This is a genomic window from Dysosmobacter acutus, assembly GCF_018919205.1.
GTDB lineage: Bacteria > Bacillota > Clostridia > Oscillospirales > Oscillospiraceae > Oscillibacter > Oscillibacter acutus.
Map to the genome: position 1 here is coordinate 1,381,474 of NZ_JAHLQN010000001.1, position 17,152 is coordinate 1,398,625.

General features: G+C 57.4%; 13 protein-coding genes, 2 tRNA genes and 1 rRNA gene. 14 read left to right on the forward strand and 2 right to left on the reverse strand.

The features are described 5' to 3' along the window. Window positions 1–269 precede the first annotated feature (269 nt). The 9 genes from KQI82_RS06710 to KQI82_RS06750 all read left to right on the forward strand — a co-directional run bounded on the left by KQI82_RS06710 (window position 270) and on the right by KQI82_RS06750 (window position 9,895). A complete protein-coding gene (locus tag KQI82_RS06710) occupies window positions 270–1,613 on the forward strand; it encodes an amidohydrolase family protein (RefSeq protein WP_216632087.1) in 1,344 nt (447 codons plus the stop codon). A 4-nt stretch (window positions 1,614–1,617) separates the two neighbouring features. After that, window positions 1,618–2,697 carry a Rossmann-fold NAD(P)-binding domain-containing protein gene (locus KQI82_RS06715; RefSeq protein ID WP_216632088.1) on the forward strand — a complete coding sequence of 360 codons (1,080 nt, stop codon included), beginning with the start codon at window positions 1,618–1,620 and terminating at the stop codon, window positions 2,695–2,697. A 56-nt stretch (window positions 2,698–2,753) separates the two neighbouring features. After that, window positions 2,754–3,797, forward strand: coding sequence for a TRAP transporter substrate-binding protein (locus KQI82_RS06720; protein ID WP_216632089.1), 1,044 nt, complete (start codon window positions 2,754–2,756; stop codon window positions 3,795–3,797). Window positions 3,798–3,881: 84 nt separating this feature from the next. Next, complete coding sequence (locus KQI82_RS06725; protein ID WP_216632090.1) at window positions 3,882–4,400, forward strand: TRAP transporter small permease; 519 nt, start codon at window positions 3,882–3,884, stop codon at window positions 4,398–4,400. Next, the gene (locus KQI82_RS06730) at window positions 4,400–5,677 is read left to right on the forward strand and encodes a TRAP transporter large permease (RefSeq protein ID WP_216632091.1); all 1,278 of its coding nucleotides are present in this window, start codon (window positions 4,400–4,402) and stop codon (window positions 5,675–5,677) included. Before KQI82_RS06725 ends, KQI82_RS06730 begins: the two co-directional genes overlap by 1 nt. A 235-nt stretch (window positions 5,678–5,912) precedes the next feature. Further along, window positions 5,913–7,664, forward strand: a complete 1,752-nt coding sequence (locus tag KQI82_RS06735; protein WP_216632092.1) for an ABC transporter ATP-binding protein — start codon at window positions 5,913–5,915, stop codon at window positions 7,662–7,664. Beyond that, the gene (locus KQI82_RS06740; RefSeq protein ID WP_216632093.1) at window positions 7,657–8,436 is read left to right on the forward strand and encodes a YlmH family RNA-binding protein; all 780 of its coding nucleotides are present in this window, start codon (window positions 7,657–7,659) and stop codon (window positions 8,434–8,436) included. The genes KQI82_RS06735 and KQI82_RS06740 overlap by 8 nt, the downstream gene beginning before the upstream one ends. 8 nt (window positions 8,437–8,444) lie before the next feature. Then, window positions 8,445–8,660, forward strand: a complete 216-nt coding sequence (locus tag KQI82_RS06745) for a DUF896 domain-containing protein (RefSeq protein WP_216632094.1) — start codon at window positions 8,445–8,447, stop codon at window positions 8,658–8,660. Beyond that, entirely contained in the window at window positions 8,657–9,895 is a 1,239-nt protein-coding gene (locus KQI82_RS06750) for a 5-bromo-4-chloroindolyl phosphate hydrolysis family protein (RefSeq protein WP_216632095.1), read from the forward strand. Before KQI82_RS06745 ends, KQI82_RS06750 begins: the two co-directional genes overlap by 4 nt. 52 nt (window positions 9,896–9,947) lie before the next feature. On the opposite strand, the gene KQI82_RS06755 is transcribed toward KQI82_RS06750, so the two are convergent. Both KQI82_RS06755 and dapF read right to left on the reverse strand, forming a co-directional pair. Beyond that, window positions 9,948–11,225, reverse strand: a complete 1,278-nt coding sequence (locus KQI82_RS06755; protein ID WP_216632096.1) for a dicarboxylate/amino acid:cation symporter — start codon at window positions 11,223–11,225, stop codon at window positions 9,948–9,950. Between the two features lie 17 nt (window positions 11,226–11,242). After that, window positions 11,243–12,094 (reverse strand): diaminopimelate epimerase, encoded by an 852-nt coding sequence (gene dapF / locus KQI82_RS06760; protein ID WP_216632097.1) that lies wholly within the window; start codon window positions 12,092–12,094, stop codon window positions 11,243–11,245. 168 nt (window positions 12,095–12,262) lie between these two features. Here dapF and KQI82_RS06765 point away from each other — a divergent pair, with 168 nt between their 5' ends. From KQI82_RS06765 to KQI82_RS06785, 5 genes are all read left to right on the forward strand, one after another. Beyond that, window positions 12,263–12,862, forward strand: a complete 600-nt coding sequence (locus KQI82_RS06765; RefSeq protein WP_216632098.1) for a TetR/AcrR family transcriptional regulator — start codon at window positions 12,263–12,265, stop codon at window positions 12,860–12,862. 180 nt (window positions 12,863–13,042) lie between these two features. After that, window positions 13,043–14,584 (forward strand): sodium/proline symporter, encoded by a 1,542-nt coding sequence (locus KQI82_RS06770; protein WP_216633647.1) that lies wholly within the window; start codon window positions 13,043–13,045, stop codon window positions 14,582–14,584. A gap of 485 nt (window positions 14,585–15,069) precedes the next feature. Then, window positions 15,070–16,599, forward strand: a 16S ribosomal RNA gene (locus KQI82_RS06775). Between the two features lie 114 nt (window positions 16,600–16,713). After that, window positions 16,714–16,790: transfer RNA gene (locus tag KQI82_RS06780), tRNA-Ile, on the forward strand. Window positions 16,791–16,836: 46 nt separating this feature from the next. Further along, a tRNA-Ala gene (locus KQI82_RS06785) sits at window positions 16,837–16,912 on the forward strand. Window positions 16,913–17,152: the final 240 nt, after the last annotated feature.

Sequence of the window (17,152 nt, forward strand, 5' to 3'; positions counted from 1 at the left end):
GAGCGGAAGTGGTTTCGCTCCTATCATAAAGCAAGGTCGGTGGTTTGTCCAGTTCATGGGTGGAAATTTATGACGCGGATAAGAAAAAGATCAGAAGTGTATTTTTCAAGTTTCGTCAAAGTATGGCAAGATTGACCAGATAATTTTGCAATTCATACGAAAAATAATGGGATTTTACAGTTGCTATTGACTAATTTAAGACGGGGTGGTAGTTTAATATTAAAAAATGACATAATTCAGTGAATTGAGTCATACGGGAGTGAGGGAATATGCTGGTATTCAAAAACGCGGTGGTCGTCAATGGAGATGGGAAAACGCTTCAGACGGGCGCCAACGTGGTGGTGGAGAATGAACGGATTGTGGATGTGACCCATTCCATGGAAGGGCTGAATGAGAGAAATGCCCGGATCGTGGACTGCACCGGCAAGGCGGTGCTGCCGGGGCTCATCAATCACCACACCCACAGTGTGGTCATGGGGCCGTTTCTCTCCAGCGGTGCGGCGGCGCGCACAAAAAAGCAGGTCCTCACCCAGCTGGACCGGGACCTTCTGAACGGCCACACCACGGTGATGGGAGTGGACGGATTTGTGACCATGGAGGAGGTGAAGGCCACCCAGGAGCTGCACCCGGTGCGGATCAAGACGGCCGCCGTGCAGCTGCCCAAGAGCTTTCTTGCCGCGGACTGTGCCGACGGCGCGGGGCTGGATGCGTCCCACCGCGCCATGACCCTTGAGAGGATGCTGGCCGACGGAGCCGTCGCCATCGGTGAGGTGGGCTCCGGGCAGACCACGGGGGGAGGGGATTATGTGTACATTCCCCGGATGGTGAAAGAGCGCAAGGGCGCCACCATTACCGCGGATCAGTCCTATGCCATGTTCCTTTCAGTGTTAGGCACCTGGGCGGACCGGGATTACTACCGGAGGGACCGGGTGCTGGAGGCGCTGAAGGAGTGCGGCCTGGAGCAGGTGCTGAGCCCGGAGGAATGCCGGGATATCGTATATGAGACCACCTTCCGGGTGTACGACAGGGCTTTGGACGCCTATGAGGAGGCGGTGGAGGCTGGAATTCGCTACGATGTGCCGGTGATTCTCCACCACACGCCCTCCACCACGCTGGAGGTGCAGCGGCTGGCCAGGCGCGGGCTGCGCCGCTTTATTCCATCCCATTCCAACTGCCTTTTTACAGTGGAGGAAGCCCTGGACGCCGGGCGGAAACTCCGGTCAGAATTCGGCGTGTGGATTGATGGAGCTGTGTTTGACTCCTTCTCCCGCCAGTTGGTGGGACCCCATCCCGATGTGCTGACCGCCATGTTCCGGGAGGGGCTGATCGATCTCCTCTCCACCGACTTCTCCGGCGGGCAGTCAGACTCCATGCTCAAGGGCATTGCGTACATCACAGCGCAGGGAGCGGCCACGCTGCCGGCGGCGGTAGCCGCCGCCACCTCCAATGTGGCTATGGCCATCCCCGGCATCGCCCCGGGGCTGGGGATGGTGAAGAAGGGCTATACGGCGGACCTGATAGTGGTGGACTACCCAGAGGTCTCCCGGCTGAGGCAGGTCTATATCGGCGGCAGACTGGTGGCGGAAGAGGGAAAAACGCGGTATGAGGGGTAGGACAATGGAAAGCAACGAGCTGCTGTACCTGTCTGAAGAGGATACCATTCAGGCGGGGCTCCTGGACATCCGGTTTTGCGTGGACAACGCCGAGGAGGTATTCCGAACTGTCTCCCGGGGGGACTATCTGATGGGCGGTCCCAGCGAAAATGAGCATGGGATCCGCATCTGCTTTCCAAAAGAAAAGCGGTTCCCCGGCATGCCGGCCGCCGCGCCGGGCTACAGCTTTATGGCGATGCCGGCCTATGTGGGCGGCCCGTTTGGGGCGGTGGGGGAGAAGTGGTACGGCGCGTCCCTTCAAAACCTGGACAAGAACCTGCCCAGAGCGTACCACATGGTGATGCTCAACGACCTGGAGACAGGACGGCCCCTGGCCCTCCTGACGGCCCCGCTGCTCAGCGCGGCCCGGAGCGGAGCAGCGCCGGGGGTGGCCATGCGCTACCTCTGCCATGATGGCTGTAAAAAGGCGGCGATAGTGGGCGCGGGGCTGATGAACCGGTTTGTGATCCTGGCCCTCTTCTCCGAGTGTCCCGGAATTGAGTCGGTTTGGGTCTATGACATCGACGCGGAAAAGTGCAGAGCCTACTGCCGGGAGATGTCCGAGTTCACCGGCCGGGAGGTGCGGGCGGCGGACTCCATGGAGGAAGCGCTGCGGGACGCGGACATTGTCCACACCGGCCAGTCCAACAGCTTTGTGCTGAAAAAGGCGTGTCTGAAGGAGGGAGCGGTGCTGCTGATTTCCTCCAATGTGGAGATTGAGCAGGACATCCTCTGCGGAGCGCAGCTTGTGTTTGATCACAAGGCGGCCCACGACATTTGGATTAAAACCGACCCCCAGATGGGTCTTCCCACCTTTGACGCGCTGCGGCTGATGGAAGATGGCAAAATCCCGGCGGACCGCGTCTGCGACCTGGGGGATGTGGTGGAAGGAAAGAGGATTCCGGATGACGGAAGGTATCGGATTTTCTATTGGATGGGAATGCCCGTATCCGACATTGCCCTGGCCGCGGCCCTCTATCGAAACGCGACAGACAAGCACATAGGGACCAGGCTGTCCCTTTGGGACAAGCCCCTGTGGAAATGACGTGCCTGACTTCCTGGCAAAGAAGCGGACATAAATTGAATTAGGAGGAGATCATAATGAAAAAGGTTTTATCACTTGTCATGGCATTGACCCTCATACTTGCCCTGTTGGCATCCTGCGGAACTTCCGGGGCCGGCGGCGCATCCGGCGGCGCCGCTTCTTCCCAAAGCAGCGGCGGCATCGCAAGCAAGGTGACGCTGAAGTTGGGCACCAAGATGTCAGAGGACTCCTTTGAGGGAAAGTGCTACCAGTACTTTGCCGATCTGGTCAACGAGCGGACCGGAGGGGAAGTGGAGGTCGTGGTGTATCCCTCCGAGCAGTTGGGTGACGCCCAGACCCAGGTCTCCAATCTGCAGTTGGGCACCCAGGAACTCTACGGTGAGGGCGGCAACTACTTCACCGGCTACAGCAATATGTTTGAAATCACCAATATCCCCTTCCTGTTCAGCAGCAACGAGCAGTTCATTGATTTGGTGCAGGGGGACTACGGCAAAGAACAGCAGGAGGTCATGGAGCAAAACGGCTTCCACATTGTCAACACCAACCGGGACTGGCTGCGGGGTCCCTACCGTGTGATCTGCTCCGTCAAGCCGCTCCAGACCCTGGAGGATTTCAAGGGCCTGCGCTTCCGTACCCATGAGAGCGACATGTATATGAAGTGCTGGAGCACCCTTGGCACCAATCCCATCGTCATCAACTGGGGAGAGACCTATCTGGCCATTCAGCAGGGCACGGCTGAGGCGGTGGCTTCCCCCGTGTCCCAGATCGAGGATATGGGCTTTTATGAAGTGGCGCCCTATATCACTGAAATCGACGAATATCCCCAGGAAATTCTGATCGTGGCCAACCTGGAGGTATGGAACAAGCTGAGCGAAGAGCAGCAGGGGATTCTCACCGACGCGGCAAATGAGACCGCCGCCTACTCCAACGGACTGCTTCAGGAGGAAGTGGACGCATCCATCGCCCGGATGGAAGAGGCGGGCGCCACCTTCTACAAGTTGGATACCAAGCCCTGCACCGAGGCGCTGATGGACGTGTACCGGGATATGGTCAGCGCCGGCACGCTGCCCGAGGGCATTTTGGAGCAGCTGGGCTACTAAGGCTGTACGGAGCGGCGCTTTGCCGCCGCTCCGCCTGCTCAACCACCGTAAACTTCGAAAATTTTATGCCGGGGAGGCGTATTCATGCTGAAAAAAGTGGACCGGATATGGTCGGGATTTCTAAAAACCCTCTGCCGCGCTGAATTGGGTGTTTCGCTGGTGTGCCTGATTGGAATCGTAGGGCTGAACAGCTTTGAAATTTTCAGAAGGCAGCTGTTCGGCATCTCCATCATATGGGTGCAGGAGGTCACGATCTTCCTGATGGTGTGGTTTACATTTATGGGATTTTGCTACGTCTCATACACGAAGAAGGACATCTACATCACATTCCTCCGGGAAAAGCTCCCCCTGACCGGTCAATTTGTGGTTCGGTTGATCGTCATTGCCGGCGTTCTGGTGTATCTGGTGCCTTTCACCGAATACACCTGGAAATTGATTTTCTCCCAGGTGGGGAGCTTCTCCTCCGTCGCCAGGTATCCCCTGTGGTGGAAAACGGCGGCGGCGCTGGTGGGCGGCGTGTCGCTGATCCTGGTCTTTGTGGATGAATTGAAGGATTTGTTCCTTGACGTGGCCGCGCGCCTGAGAAGAAAGGAGGAGGCGTAATGTCGGGCATTTGTTTATTTCTTGTCTTTATGGCCATGCTGATGCTTGGAGCGCCCATCTCCTTTTCACTTGGGCTGGGCACCATGGCGGCATGCACGGTGGGCGGCTATTCCCTCTCGTCCCTGCCCCTTTTAATCACCAACGGAGCCAGCAGCTACACACTGGTGGCCATCCCCTATTTCGTCCTCCTGGGCAACCTGATGAACACGGCGGGCATCACGGACCGTATTTTTGACTGGGCGGAGGCCGCGGTGGGGCATATCAAGGGCGGTTTGGCCCACGCCAATGTATTGGCCAGCGTGGTGTTTGCGGGTGTGTCCGGAACCTCCACCGCGGACGCGGCAGGGCTGGGTATGGTGGAGATCAACGCCATGACCAAAAAGGGATACCCCGTGGACTTCACCACAGCCGTCACCATGGCATCGGCGGTCCTGGGCCCCATCATCCCGCCCAGCGTGACGCTGCTGATTTACGCCACGCTCTCTTCCACTTCGGTTGCAAAGCTGTTTATGGCCGGAATGGTGCCCGGGATTTTGGTGGCGCTGATCCTCTGCGTCACAAGCTACGTCCTCTATATCACGGACAAGGTGAAGATGCCCGCTCCGGTCAGATTTTCGATGCAGCGGTTTGTCAAGGCCACCAAGCGGGGCGCCTTTGCCCTGCTGTGCCCCCTGATTCTGCTCTATTTTATGTCCAGCGGTATCGTCACCCCGACGGAGGCCGGAATCATCGGCGTGGTTTACTCACTGGCCATTGGGCTGTGCTATCGGAGCCTCAGCTGGAAGGTGCTTCTGGACGCGCTGAAGATGACGGTGGAAAGCTGCACGCTGATTATGTTCCTCATCGGCATGGGCTCCACCACCAGCTGGTTTTTGACCGCCGAGCGGATTCCCTCCCTGATTACGGACCTGGTCCTGGGGCTGACGGAAAACAAATACCTTATTTTGCTGCTGATCAATGTGATTTTGCTGGTTCTTGGCATGTTCATGGACGGCACCTCCATCCAGCTGATTATGGTGCCCATCCTGCTGCCCATCATCGATCTTCTGGGCGTCAGCCGGATTACCTTCGGCGTGATGGTGACCATCAACATCCTTATCGGAACCATCACTCCGCCCTTTGGAGTCAGCCTGTTCATCATGACCAATATTGCAAAAATTCCCTTTGAACGGGTGGTGAAGAGCTCCGTCCCGTTCTATATTCCGCTGGTTCTGGCGCTTCTGGCCATCACCTATATCCCCGCATTTACCCTGTGGCTGCCCAATCTGCTGTATTAGCGCGGCCGTAAGCGGGTATAAAGTGCACCGGGGGCCGGCGCGGCATTTGCCGCGCCGGCCCCTTTGGCCTGTCAGGAGAACCCGGATCAAAGCAGCGGAATTTCCCGGGGAAAATGAACCGGGATTGCCGATGCAGGGAATGCAATAATGCAACCGCCTTTTTCTTGCGCAATGAAAAGAAGGATGCTATACTAAAGCTGTATCACTATAATTGTCTTGCGCAAGGAGAGAGGAAATGACCACCCGGGATTTTCAGAAGAAGAGTACCTTTCAGATTTTTCTATCGTATTTTAAGCCCCACAGGAGGCTGTTTTTCCTGGATATGTTCTGCGCTCTGATGATCGCGCTGACCGACCTGGCCTTCCCCTATGTGTCCCGCATGGCCATGTACGATCTGCTGCCAGGCAAGGAGTACAAGACCTTTTTTGTGGTGATGGTCGTTGTATTCCTTGCGTTCACGCTGCGGGCGGTGTTCAGCTATGTTGTCTGCTACTGGGGCCATACCTTCGGCATCCTGGTGGAGGCGGATATCCGGGAGGATCTGTTCCGGCACATGCAGGAGCTCTCCTTCGGCTATTTTGACCGCAACCGGACGGGGCAGCTGATGAGCCGGCTCACAGGGGACCTATTTGAGATTACAGAGCTGGCGCACCACGGGCCGGAGGACCTGTTCATCTCCCTTGTCACCATCGTGGGCGCCCTGGTGGTCCTCTTTACCATCGAGTGGCGGCTGGCCCTGGTGGTGGCCATCCTGATCCCTATTTTCCTGGTGGTGGTCTGGCAGAGGCGGCGGGGCATGTCTTCCGCCTCCCGCGCGGTCAAGCAGAAGACCGCGGTCATCAACGCGGACATCGAGTCCGGCCTCTCCGGCATGCGGACCGCCAAGGCCTTTGCCAATGAGGACGCGGAGCTTGAGAAGTTTGAACGCTCCAACGAATCCTTCAAGTCCTCCAAAAAGCAGTTCCACAAGGAGATGGGCCTTTTCAACGCGGTGATGGAGTTCTTCCTCTGCATCCTTTCCGCCGCAGTGATCGCCGTGGGCGGCTGGCTCATTATGCAGGATCAGATGAATTACGTGGACCTCATCACCTTCAGCCTGTATATCACCACCTTCATCACGCCCATCCGCAAGCTCTCAAGCTTTGCGGAGATGTTTGCCAACGGCTTTGCCGGATTGCAGCGCTTTGCGGATCTGATGCGCACGGAGCCGGACCTTCGGGACGCGCCGGACGCAAGGGACCTGGGCCGGGTGGCGGGCCGGGTGGACGTAGAGCATGTGAGTTTTGCCTACCGGGAGGGAGTGGCGGTGCTCCACGATGTGGACCTCCATGTAAAAGCTGGGGAGACCATCGCCGTGGTGGGACCCTCCGGCGGGGGAAAGAGCACCCTTTGCCAGCTGATCCCCCGGTTTTACGACGTGACCTCCGGCGCCATCCGCATTGATGGACAGGACGTGCGGGAGGTAACCCAGGAGTCGCTGCACCGCAATGTGGGCGTGGTGCAGCAGGATGTATTCCTCTTTGCGGACAGCGTGTTTGAAAACATCCGCTACGGCCGTCCCGACGCCACGGAGGAAGAGGTGATCGCCGCGGCCAAGCAGGCGGAGATCTATGACGACATCATGGAGATGCCCGACGGCTTTGACAGCTATGTGGGAGAGCGGGGCACCATGCTCTCCGGCGGCCAGAAGCAGCGCATCTCCATCGCCCGCATCTTTTTGAAGAATCCGCCGGTGCTGATTTTGGATGAGGCCACCTCGGCCCTGGACAGCGTCACCGAGGCGAAGATTCAGGAGACCTTTGACCAGCTGGCCAAGGGCCGCACCACCTTTATCATCGCCCACCGCCTCTCCACGGTCCGGAACGCGGACCGCATCCTGGTGGTCCGGGACGGCGGGATCGAGGAGCAGGGGAGGCACGAGGAGCTGATGGGCAGGGACGGCGCCTATGCCGCGCTGTACCGCACGCAGAATTTGAGCAATGGATAAGAAGACAATTTTGGACCGGACGGCAAGAAGCGGCGAGGAGCGGCTCTTGCTGGCCCGGGTTTTGGACAAGATGGAACAGGCCGAGCGGAGAAACGTGCCGGCCCACACCGCCTTTTTGAGCCCCAAGGAGCAGTCCGCCGTGCGGGAGGTGCTGAGGCTTTCCGGAGGAAGAGGCGTGTTCTCCGGCGGCTACAAGGACGCGGAGCGGAAGGTGCTGGCCTGTCTCCCGGACTGGATGGAGGAGTACGGCGGCGAGGACCTGCGGTTTCTCCGCTGCCTGTTCCGCAAAGAGGACAAGCTGACCCACCGGGACTTTTTGGGAAGTCTCATGGGGATGGGTGTGGCACGGGAGACTGTGGGGGATATTCTGGTAGAGGAGAGCTCCTGTGATCTGGTGGTGCTGGACACGGTGGCGGACTTTTTGGTTCAGAGCTGGTCCAGCGCGGGCACCGCGGCCCTGCGGGTGCAGGAGATCACAGCCGGGGAGCTGATTGTGCCCGAGGCTAAGGTCCAGGAGATCCGGGACACGGTGATGACGCTGCGGCTGGACGCTGTGGCGGCCTCCGGGTTTTCCATGAGCCGCTCCAAGGCCGCGGAACTGATCGCCTCCGGGCGGGTGCAGCTGAACTGGCAGGAGTGCACCAAAGGCGACCGGGCGGTGAAGGCCGGAGATGTGATCACGGCCCGGGGATTTGGCAAATTTGAGATCGCGGAGGTGGGGGGCATGAGCCGCAAAGGGCGCACGGCCATCCTTCTGAAGCGATACGTGTGAGGGATTGGATGGAACAGAAGAAAATAGACCGCATCAACGAACTCAGCCGTAAGGCGCGGACGACGGAGGGGCTTACCACGGCTGAGATGGAGGAACGGCAGCTCCTGCGAGAGGAGTATGTCCGCGCCGTGGTGGGAAATTTGGATGCGCAGCTCTCCCACACGGTGATTGTGGATGAGAAAACCGGCGCTCGGCGGAAGCTGCGGAAGAAGGACAGAGAATGAGCGGAAATCAATACAACTATGGAAGCGGCGGAACCGGGAAAAAAGACAATGACTGGCTCTCCTGGGTGCTGATTGTTTTTTTGTTCGCAACGGGCATCTGGCCCATTGCGCTGATTGTGCTGTTTATGAAGCTGTCCGACGGCGATTCCGGCAAAAAGAAGAGGCAGCAGGCCCCTCCGCCCTTGGCCGCGGAGGCTCCATCGACCCGGCCCTCCGCGCCGACCTCGCCCCGGGCCCGTCAGGGGAGCGCGCGCGCCCCGCAGTCTGCGGCCCGGAAAGTGACCCGGACCCCGGCCATGAAGTCCTCCAACGCCCGGTGGATGAAGATCGTGGGCGTGATCGCGGCGGTTATCGGCATTCTTGCCACCGCCGATACGCTGGATACCATCTTCTGGCTGGGAGTGGACCGCTATGAGCTGTGGGAGCTGCTGCAGAATCTGGCGTGGCTTCTGGCCGGCGGCGGACTGTTCTTTGCCGGCCGGACCATGGACCGCCGGGCCGCCCGGTACCAGAAGTATTTGGCGGTGATCGGGGAATTTGAGGCCATGTCCATCGAGGACGTCTCCAAAAAGTTGGGCATCAGCCGGAAGACCGTGGAAAAGGACCTGGCCCGGATGATCGACAAGGGCGTCTTTGGTACCAGCGCCTACCTGGATGTTGCGCTGGGGTATTTCTTCCGCAGCGGCCAGGCGGACGCGGAGCTGCGCAGAAGCCAGCAGGCCGCGAAAGAGGAAAAAAATCCGCCTCCCAAGGAGGCGGAGGAGGGATATTCCGGTATTCTGCGCAACATCCGCCGGGCCAACGATAAAATCGCGGACCCGGTGTTGACGGCGAAGATCGACCATCTGGAGTCGGTCACAGCCCGGATTTTCCGGGCCGTGGAGGAGGACCCCAGAAAGAAAGACCGGATTTCCACCTTCCTCAACTACTACCTGCCCACCACCCAGAAGCTTCTGGACTCCTACGCGGAGTTTGAATCCGCGGGTATTGAGGGCGAGAACCTGCGCCAGGCGAAGCAGCGGATCGAGGACACCATGGACTCCATCATCAAGGGCTTTGAGCGCCAGTTAGATGAGCTGTACGCGGCGGACTACATGGACGTGGACAGCGATATCCGGGTGATGGAAACCATGCTGAACCGGGACAGCGCCAGCGTGGAACGGGACTTTGGACTGGGAAAGAAGAAGGATGTGGACTTAGGCGGTACCGCCGCCCAGACCAAGGAGTCCGATTGAACCGTGAGGCGGCAAAAAGGAAGCGGCGGATTCTATCCGCCGCCTCCTTTTACTATTTCTGGCTGGCTGCTTTTTTCAGCCAGTCCTTTCCGTCCGTAAACCGGGCCACAATGAAGGAAACCACGTAGTCCCCGGCGGAGTTGATCATAGTGGCGGGGGGGTCTACCAGGTTGCCGATGGTGATGGCGATGGGGTAGGCCAGCTCTAACTGATTGGGGAAGAAGATGGAGCACATGATAAACTCCCCGATGTACCCGCCTCCGGGGATGCCGGACATGCCCACCGAGGAGAGAACGGCCACCAGGATCACCTTCACAAAGGTGTCCACCCCGCCAAAGGGCAGGCCGAACACGCCGAACAAAAAGGCGATCTTCAGCACACAGGAGAAGCAGGAGCCGTCCATATGCATGGTGGCGCCAAGCGGGACCACAATCTCGGAGACATCCTTCGGAATGCCCGTGTCCTCCGCCACCTCCATATTGGTGGGAATGGTGGCCACGGAGGAGCAGGTCCCAAGGGAGGTGACTGCCGGGCGCAGAATATGGCGCAGCATAGTTTTGACCCCTTCCCGGCCGCCGCCGAACCAGGCAAACAGCGGGAACGCGGTGAAGATATAGAGGAAGCACAGAGGGTAGTACACGGCCAGGGCCCGGCCATAGTCCGCGGCAATGCTGGCGCCGTAGGTGGCAACCAGGTCCGCGAAAAAGCCAAAAAAGGCGATTGGGGCGTAGTAGGTCACCAGTTTGACCACCTTCATCATGCAGCCGCTCAGATCCTCCAGCCACTTGGCGATAAGGCTTTCGCTGCCGCCGTTGAGGTTGACGCCGAAGCCGAAGAGCATGGAGAACAGGATCAGAGGCAGCATGGCCTTGCGGCTGATGAGGGAGACGAAATCCTCAGCGGTAAAAAAGCTGACCACCAGTTCGGCCATGGTTTTCTGCTCATCCACCGTGCCCACGGGAATGTCCTGCCAGGGCACCAGGACCGGAGGGACAAGCTTCATCAGGACCATCATGATGGCGGCGGCCACGGCGCCGGTGATCACAAAGGTGGCGATGGTGGTTCCCATGATTTTTCCCGCCCGCTTGCGGCTTTTCATGTTGGCCACGGAGCTGGCGATGGAGGAGAACACCATGGGTACCACGATGCAGAACATCAGATTGATGAAAACGGACCCCAGGGGCTTGAGGACCGTGGCTCCGGCGCGGAGGACGGTCCCGCCGTCATCCTTGACGCAGGGCCAGATGGCGCCGGCGATGCAGCCGCCCACGATTCCGGCCAGCATACAGATCAGCAAAGCATAATTACGCGCGAAGGATTTGTTTTTCATGACTCGCTCTCCTCTCTTCATTCCACGCCCTTCAGGGACAGCTCTTCGTCGGTGACCTCGCCCTTGCACACGATATTGGTGGGGCCGGTCAGATACAGGTCAGCGATCCGGGAGTGGACGCGCTCCGCGTCGATGACCAGTTCTCCGCCGGCCATATGGACCTTGACCCCATGGCCGCTGACCTTTCCCTGTAGCGTCAGCACCGCCACCACAGAGCCGGTCCCGGTGCCGCAGGCATAGGTGAAATCCTCCACACCCCGTTCAAAGGTTCGCTCATAGAGGGTGTCCTCACCGGTGATCTCATAGAAGTTGACATTCGCGCCTTTGGGAAAGCCGTTGTGCCAGCGGATGGCGCGGCCCAACTCCCGAAGCTCATCCTGGTCCGCCTGGCGCAGATTGGCATAGGGAACCACCGCGTGGGGGATGCCGGGATTGCCCAGTTCCACATAGGCGCACTCGTAGCGCACGCCGTCCACCTCCACAGAGCAGTCCAGACGAACGGTGGTGGGGTCGTTGAGCCGGATGCGATAGAGCCGCGGGCTGACGCGCTTCCCGGTGACCATGCCGGCGGTGGTCTCGATCCGCTGTGACTCCCCGGCCAGTCCTGTCTCAAAGCCGTATCGGCAGATGCAGCGCGCACCGTTGCCGCACATCTCCCCCGCGCTGCCGTCGGAGTTGAAAAAGCGCATTTTATAGTCCCCGCCCTCTGTGGGGGCGTCCACCACCATCAACCCGTCGGCTCCGATGGACAGATGCCGCTCGCACAGCACTTTTGCAATCCGGGGCAGCTGTTCCAGCGGAAGGTGCTCCTCCAGGTTATTCAAAATCAGGAAGTCATTGCCTGCTCCGTTCATTTTCCAGAAGTTCATGTTAAGCCCTCCGATCCAGTACTGTGACTATTATACTAATTACAATTTGCAAATTACATTCTATATCGTGCGAATTATATTGCAAAAAGTGCGAATCGGGAAAGAGCAAACTTTGCATTGTAAACGGGATATGGTATTCTGTTGAAAAACAAGGAACGGGGGACTTAAGTGGCAAAGAAGAACGCACGGAACACAAAGGGGCGGATCATCTCCGCGGCCTGGAAGCTCTTTTACGAGCAGGGGTATGAGAACACCACCGTAGAGGACATTGTCTTCGACTCTCAGACCTCCAAGGGATCCTTTTACCACTATTTCAATGGCAAAGACGCCTTGCTTGGCACCCTGGCCAATGTGTTTGATGAAAAGTACGAGGAGCTGATGGAGACGCTGGATCCGGAGAGCGACGCGGTGGGGAAGCTGATCTACCTGAACCGGGAGCTGTTTGCCATGATCGAAAGCGGAGTGTCTCTGGAGCTGCTGACCCGGCTGCTGTCCACCCAGCTGCTGGCCAAAGGGGAAAAGCATCTCCTGGACCGCAGCCGGTTCTACTTCCGCCTTCTTAGAAAAATTACGTCCGAAGGACAGAAAAAGGGCGAACTGCGTACGGACCTTCCGGCGAATGAGATTGTCAAGATCTACGCCATGTGGGAGCGGGCGCTGCTGTATGACTGGTGCCTCAGCGAGGGGGAGTACTCCCTGACGGACTATTCCGGGCGTATGACACCCCGCTTTTTGGAGAGCCTCCGGCCATCGCATGGAACTCCCTGAGATTTTTACAGCACAGCGTATGGAATCCCGTTCAGTTAAAAAGAATTGAAATTCCTGAAAAAAGAGAAGATTTTGCAGAACACAGAATAGAATTCATTCTATACTGTGTTCTGTATTTCGTTTTGTGGAAATGTATGGTATGATACAAGGCATTGATAAGTGAAGGAGAGAGAGAACGTGTTGAATTCAGCGAATATCTGTATGATTGCCACCATTGTGGCCTATCTGGCGATTGTGGTGGCCATCGGCATATCCTGTTCCAAAAAGAACAAGACCACCGATGACTTTTACCTTGGCGGCCGCAAATTGGGCCCATTTGTCACGGCCATGAGTGCCGAGGCCTCCGATATGAGCAGCTATCTGCTAATGGGGCTGCCAGGGCTGGCCTATATCTCCGGCATCGCTGACGTGGGATGGACGGCCATCGGCCTTGCGGTGGGTACCTATGTGAACTGGTTAATTGTGGCCCGCCGCATCCGCCTCTATACCCACCATGTAAACGCCATTACCATTCCGGAGTTTTTCTCCAAGCGCTTTGGAGACAGTAAGCATGTGCTGACGGCCATCGCCGCGGTGGTGATCCTGATCTTTTTCGTGCCCTACACCGCCTCCGGCTTTGCCGCCTGCGGCAAGCTGTTCGGCAGCCTGTTCGGCATGAACTACACCGCCGCCATGGTGGTCAGCGCCATCATCATTGTGGCCTATACCACCCTGGGCGGCTTTCTGGCGGCCTCCACCACGGATTTCATTCAGAGCATCATCATGACCATCGCCCTGATTATTATGATCTTTTTCGGCATCTCCGTGGCCGGAGGCGTGGACGCGGTGATGGACAACGCCCGGGCGCTGCCTGGCTATCTGTCCATGACCATGACTCATGACATGGTATCGGGAACGGCCAACCCCTATGGACCCATTACCATCCTGTCCACCCTGGCGTGGGGCCTTGGCTATTTCGGCATGCCCCACATTCTGCTCCGCTTCATGGCCATTGAGGATGAGAACAAGCTGAAGCTCAGCCGCCGTGTGGCTTCTTTGTGGGTGGTCATCGCCATGGCGATTGCCGTGGCCATCGGCGTCATCGGATACGCCGCCTCTCAGGCCGGCGCCATTGAAGTGCTGGAGGGCTCCGCGTCGGAGACGGTGATTGTAAAGTTGGCGGGCCTCCTGTCCACCCATGGCGTCCTGGCAGCACTGACGGCCGGCCTGGTGATTGCCGGCATCCTGGCCTGTACCATGTCCACTTCCGATTCCCAGCTGTTAGCGGCGGCCTCCAGCGTTTCCCAGAACCTGATGGCTGAGTGTTTCCATATACATATGGATGAAAAGAAGAAAGTGGTGGCGGCCCGTCTCACCGTGGTCGTGATCGCCGTCATCGGCATTTTTCTGGCCAGGGATCCGGACAGTTCTGTCTTTGGCATCGTATCCTTTGCCTGGGCCGGGTTCGGCGCTGCCTTTGGCCCGGTGATGCTCTTTTCCCTGTTCTGGAAGCGTACCAATCGATGGGGCTCTCTGGCGGGCATGCTCTCCGGCGGCGTGATGATCTTCCTGTGGAAATATGCCGTGCGGCCCATGGGCGGCGTGTGGGATATTTATGAGCTGCTGCCCGCGTTTTTGGTGAGCTGCCTGTGCATCGTGATCTTCAGCCTTGTGACCAAGGCACCGGAGCGTGAGATTACGGACTGCTTTGACGAGGTGTCCGCGTTGGTGAAGCAGAAATGAGAAGGTACACTATATAATTAAGGAATGGGGCGGGAATCGCCCCATTCCTCTTATTTTCCGGCAAAGAGAAGGAAAGGTATAAGTAAGAGAGATGGCAGGGATAAAAAAATGAGAAAAAGGGGAGAAAGGGTATTGACAAGCGGGGAGAGATTTGGTATTCTAAGCAAGCTGTTTCCAAGCCCCCCGCGAAAACAGCCTCGAAAGAAATCTGAAAAAGATTGAAAAAAGAGGTTGACAAGAGCGAGGGAGATGGGGTATAATAACAATGTTCCGCCGGTGAGGCGTGCACCTTGTAAATTAAACAACGTAACGAAAAGAAAGCACCAGACGGTAAGCGCACTTGTGAGAAATCACGGTGCGCGCCGATAAAGGCTTTGCAAGTAGGGGTTTAGTCAATTACCCGAACGCGGAGCGAAAAACAAGAAGCTATGGAAATAGCTCTGTAAGTCAAGATTAGCTCAGGCCACGGCCTGTGTTGATACGAATTTATAGAGAGTTTGATCCTGGCTCAGGACGAACGCTGGCGGCGTGCTTAACACATGCAAGTCGAACGGAGCACCCCTGAAGGAGTTTTCGGACAACGGAAGGGAATGCTTAGTGGCGGACTGGTGAGTAACGCGTGAGGAACCTGCCTTTCAGAGGGGGACAACAGTTGGAAACGACTGCTAATACCGCATGATGCATATTGACCGCATGGTCGATATGTCAAAGATTTATCGCTGAAAGATGGCCTCGCGTCTGATTAGCTTGTTGGTGAGGTAACGGCCCACCAAGGCGACGATCAGTAGCCGGACTGAGAGGTTGACCGGCCACATTGGGACTGAGATACGGCCCAGACTCCTACGGGAGGCAGCAGTGGGGAATATTGGGCAATGGACGCAAGTCTGACCCAGCAACGCCGCGTGAAGGAAGAAGGCTTTCGGGTTGTAAACTTCTTTGACAGGGGAAGAGTAGAAGACGGTACCCTGAAAACAAGCCACGGCTAACTACGTGCCAGCAGCCGCGGTAATACGTAGGTGGCAAGCGTTGTCCGGATTTACTGGGTGTAAAGGGCGTGTAGCCGGGAAGGCAAGTCAGATGTGAAATCTGGAGGCTCAACCTCCAAACTGCATTTGAAACTGCTTTTCTTGAGTATCGGAGAGGTCATCGGAATTCCTTGTGTAGCGGTGAAATGCGTAGATATAAGGAGGAACACCAGTGGCGAAGGCGGATGACTGGACGACAACTGACGGTGAGGCGCGAAAGCGTGGGGAGCAAACAGGATTAGATACCCTGGTAGTCCACGCTGTAAACGATCAATACTAGGTGTGCGGGGACTGACCCCCTGCGTGCCGGAGTTAACACAATAAGTATTGCACCTGGGGAGTACGATCGCAAGGTTGAAACTCAAAGGAATTGACGGGGGCCCGCACAAGCGGTGGATTATGTGGTTTAATTCGAAGCAACGCGAAGAACCTTACCAGGGCTTGACATCCTACTAATGAAGCAGAGATGCATTAAGTGCCCTTCGGGGAAAGTAGAGACAGGTGGTGCATGGTTGTCGTCAGCTCGTGTCGTGAGATGTTGGGTTAAGTCCCGCAACGAGCGCAACCCCTATTGTTAGTTGCTACGCAAGAGCACTCTAGCGAGACTGCCGTTGACAAAACGGAGGAAGGTGGGGACGACGTCAAATCATCATGCCCCTTATGTCCTGGGCCACACACGTAATACAATGGCGGTAAACAGAGGGATGCAAAGCCGTGAGGTGGAGCGAACCCCTAAAAGCCGTCCCAGTTCGGATTGCAGGCTGCAACCCGCCTGCATGAAGTCGGAATCGCTAGTAATCGCGGATCAGCATGCCGCGGTGAATACGTTCCCGGGCCTTGTACACACCGCCCGTCACACCATGAGAGTCGGGAACACCCGAAGCCCGTAGCCTAACAGCAATGAGGGCGCGGTCGAAGGTGGGTTCGATAATTGGGGTGAAGTCGTAACAAGGTAGCCGTATCGGAAGGTGCGGCTGGATCACCTCCTTTCTAAGGAGACATTACCAGGGCCGAGGTTCTGGTATAACATCCTAAGGTCAGCCGGAAGGCGCGGGCTGAGTAGTTACGTTGTTTAATTTAGAGGGTGCAGCCCTCGGTGGTTATGGGCCCGTAGCTCAGCTGGCTAGAGCGTACGACTGATAATCGTAAGGTCGGTGGTTCGAGCCCACTCGGGCCCACCACAAAAAAGGAAGCCGTACCTGAAAGAGGGCGGAATGGAATAGAGCCGGGGATATAGCTCAGCTGGGAGAGCGCCTGCCTTGCAAGCAGGAGGTCGCCGGTTCGATCCCGACTATCTCCACCAATTGAGATCAGATTGAAGCATTTAAGGGATTAAATGTTTCAATCTGGCTTCAAAAGGAGCCGGAAAAAAGAATACGTCGTATCCAACTCCGACGCAACCCAGCGAAAGCGGTTGCGGAGGAAGAGGAGATGCAGCGAAATGAACGAGCTTTGCCACTTGTGGGAAAGCGAGTGATATGGAGCCTGCATGGACGCGTGCACCTTGAAAACTGAACAATGATATGATGAAAGACATGTAAGG

What these genes read in the sequence shown, in the direction of transcription:
- dapF (WP_216632097.1), bottom strand. Translation starts at nt 12,094, where the DNA reads ATGAACTTCTGGAAAATGAACGGAGCAGGCAATGACTTCCTGATTTTG.
- KQI82_RS06740 (WP_216632093.1), top strand. Translation starts at nt 7,657, where the DNA reads ATGGATAAGAAGACAATTTTGGACCGGACGGCAAGAAGCGGCGAGGAG.
- KQI82_RS06730 (WP_216632091.1), top strand. Translation starts at nt 4,400, where the DNA reads ATGTCGGGCATTTGTTTATTTCTTGTCTTTATGGCCATGCTGATGCTT.
- KQI82_RS06750 (WP_216632095.1), top strand. Translation starts at nt 8,657, where the DNA reads ATGAGCGGAAATCAATACAACTATGGAAGCGGCGGAACCGGGAAAAAA.
- KQI82_RS06710 (WP_216632087.1), top strand. Translation starts at nt 270, where the DNA reads ATGCTGGTATTCAAAAACGCGGTGGTCGTCAATGGAGATGGGAAAACG.
- KQI82_RS06715 (WP_216632088.1), top strand. Translation starts at nt 1,618, where the DNA reads ATGGAAAGCAACGAGCTGCTGTACCTGTCTGAAGAGGATACCATTCAG.
- KQI82_RS06755 (WP_216632096.1), bottom strand. Translation starts at nt 11,225, where the DNA reads ATGAAAAACAAATCCTTCGCGCGTAATTATGCTTTGCTGATCTGTATG.
- KQI82_RS06745 (WP_216632094.1), top strand. Translation starts at nt 8,445, where the DNA reads ATGGAACAGAAGAAAATAGACCGCATCAACGAACTCAGCCGTAAGGCG.
- KQI82_RS06725 (WP_216632090.1), top strand. Translation starts at nt 3,882, where the DNA reads ATGCTGAAAAAAGTGGACCGGATATGGTCGGGATTTCTAAAAACCCTC.
- KQI82_RS06735 (WP_216632092.1), top strand. Translation starts at nt 5,913, where the DNA reads ATGACCACCCGGGATTTTCAGAAGAAGAGTACCTTTCAGATTTTTCTA.
- KQI82_RS06720 (WP_216632089.1), top strand. Translation starts at nt 2,754, where the DNA reads ATGAAAAAGGTTTTATCACTTGTCATGGCATTGACCCTCATACTTGCC.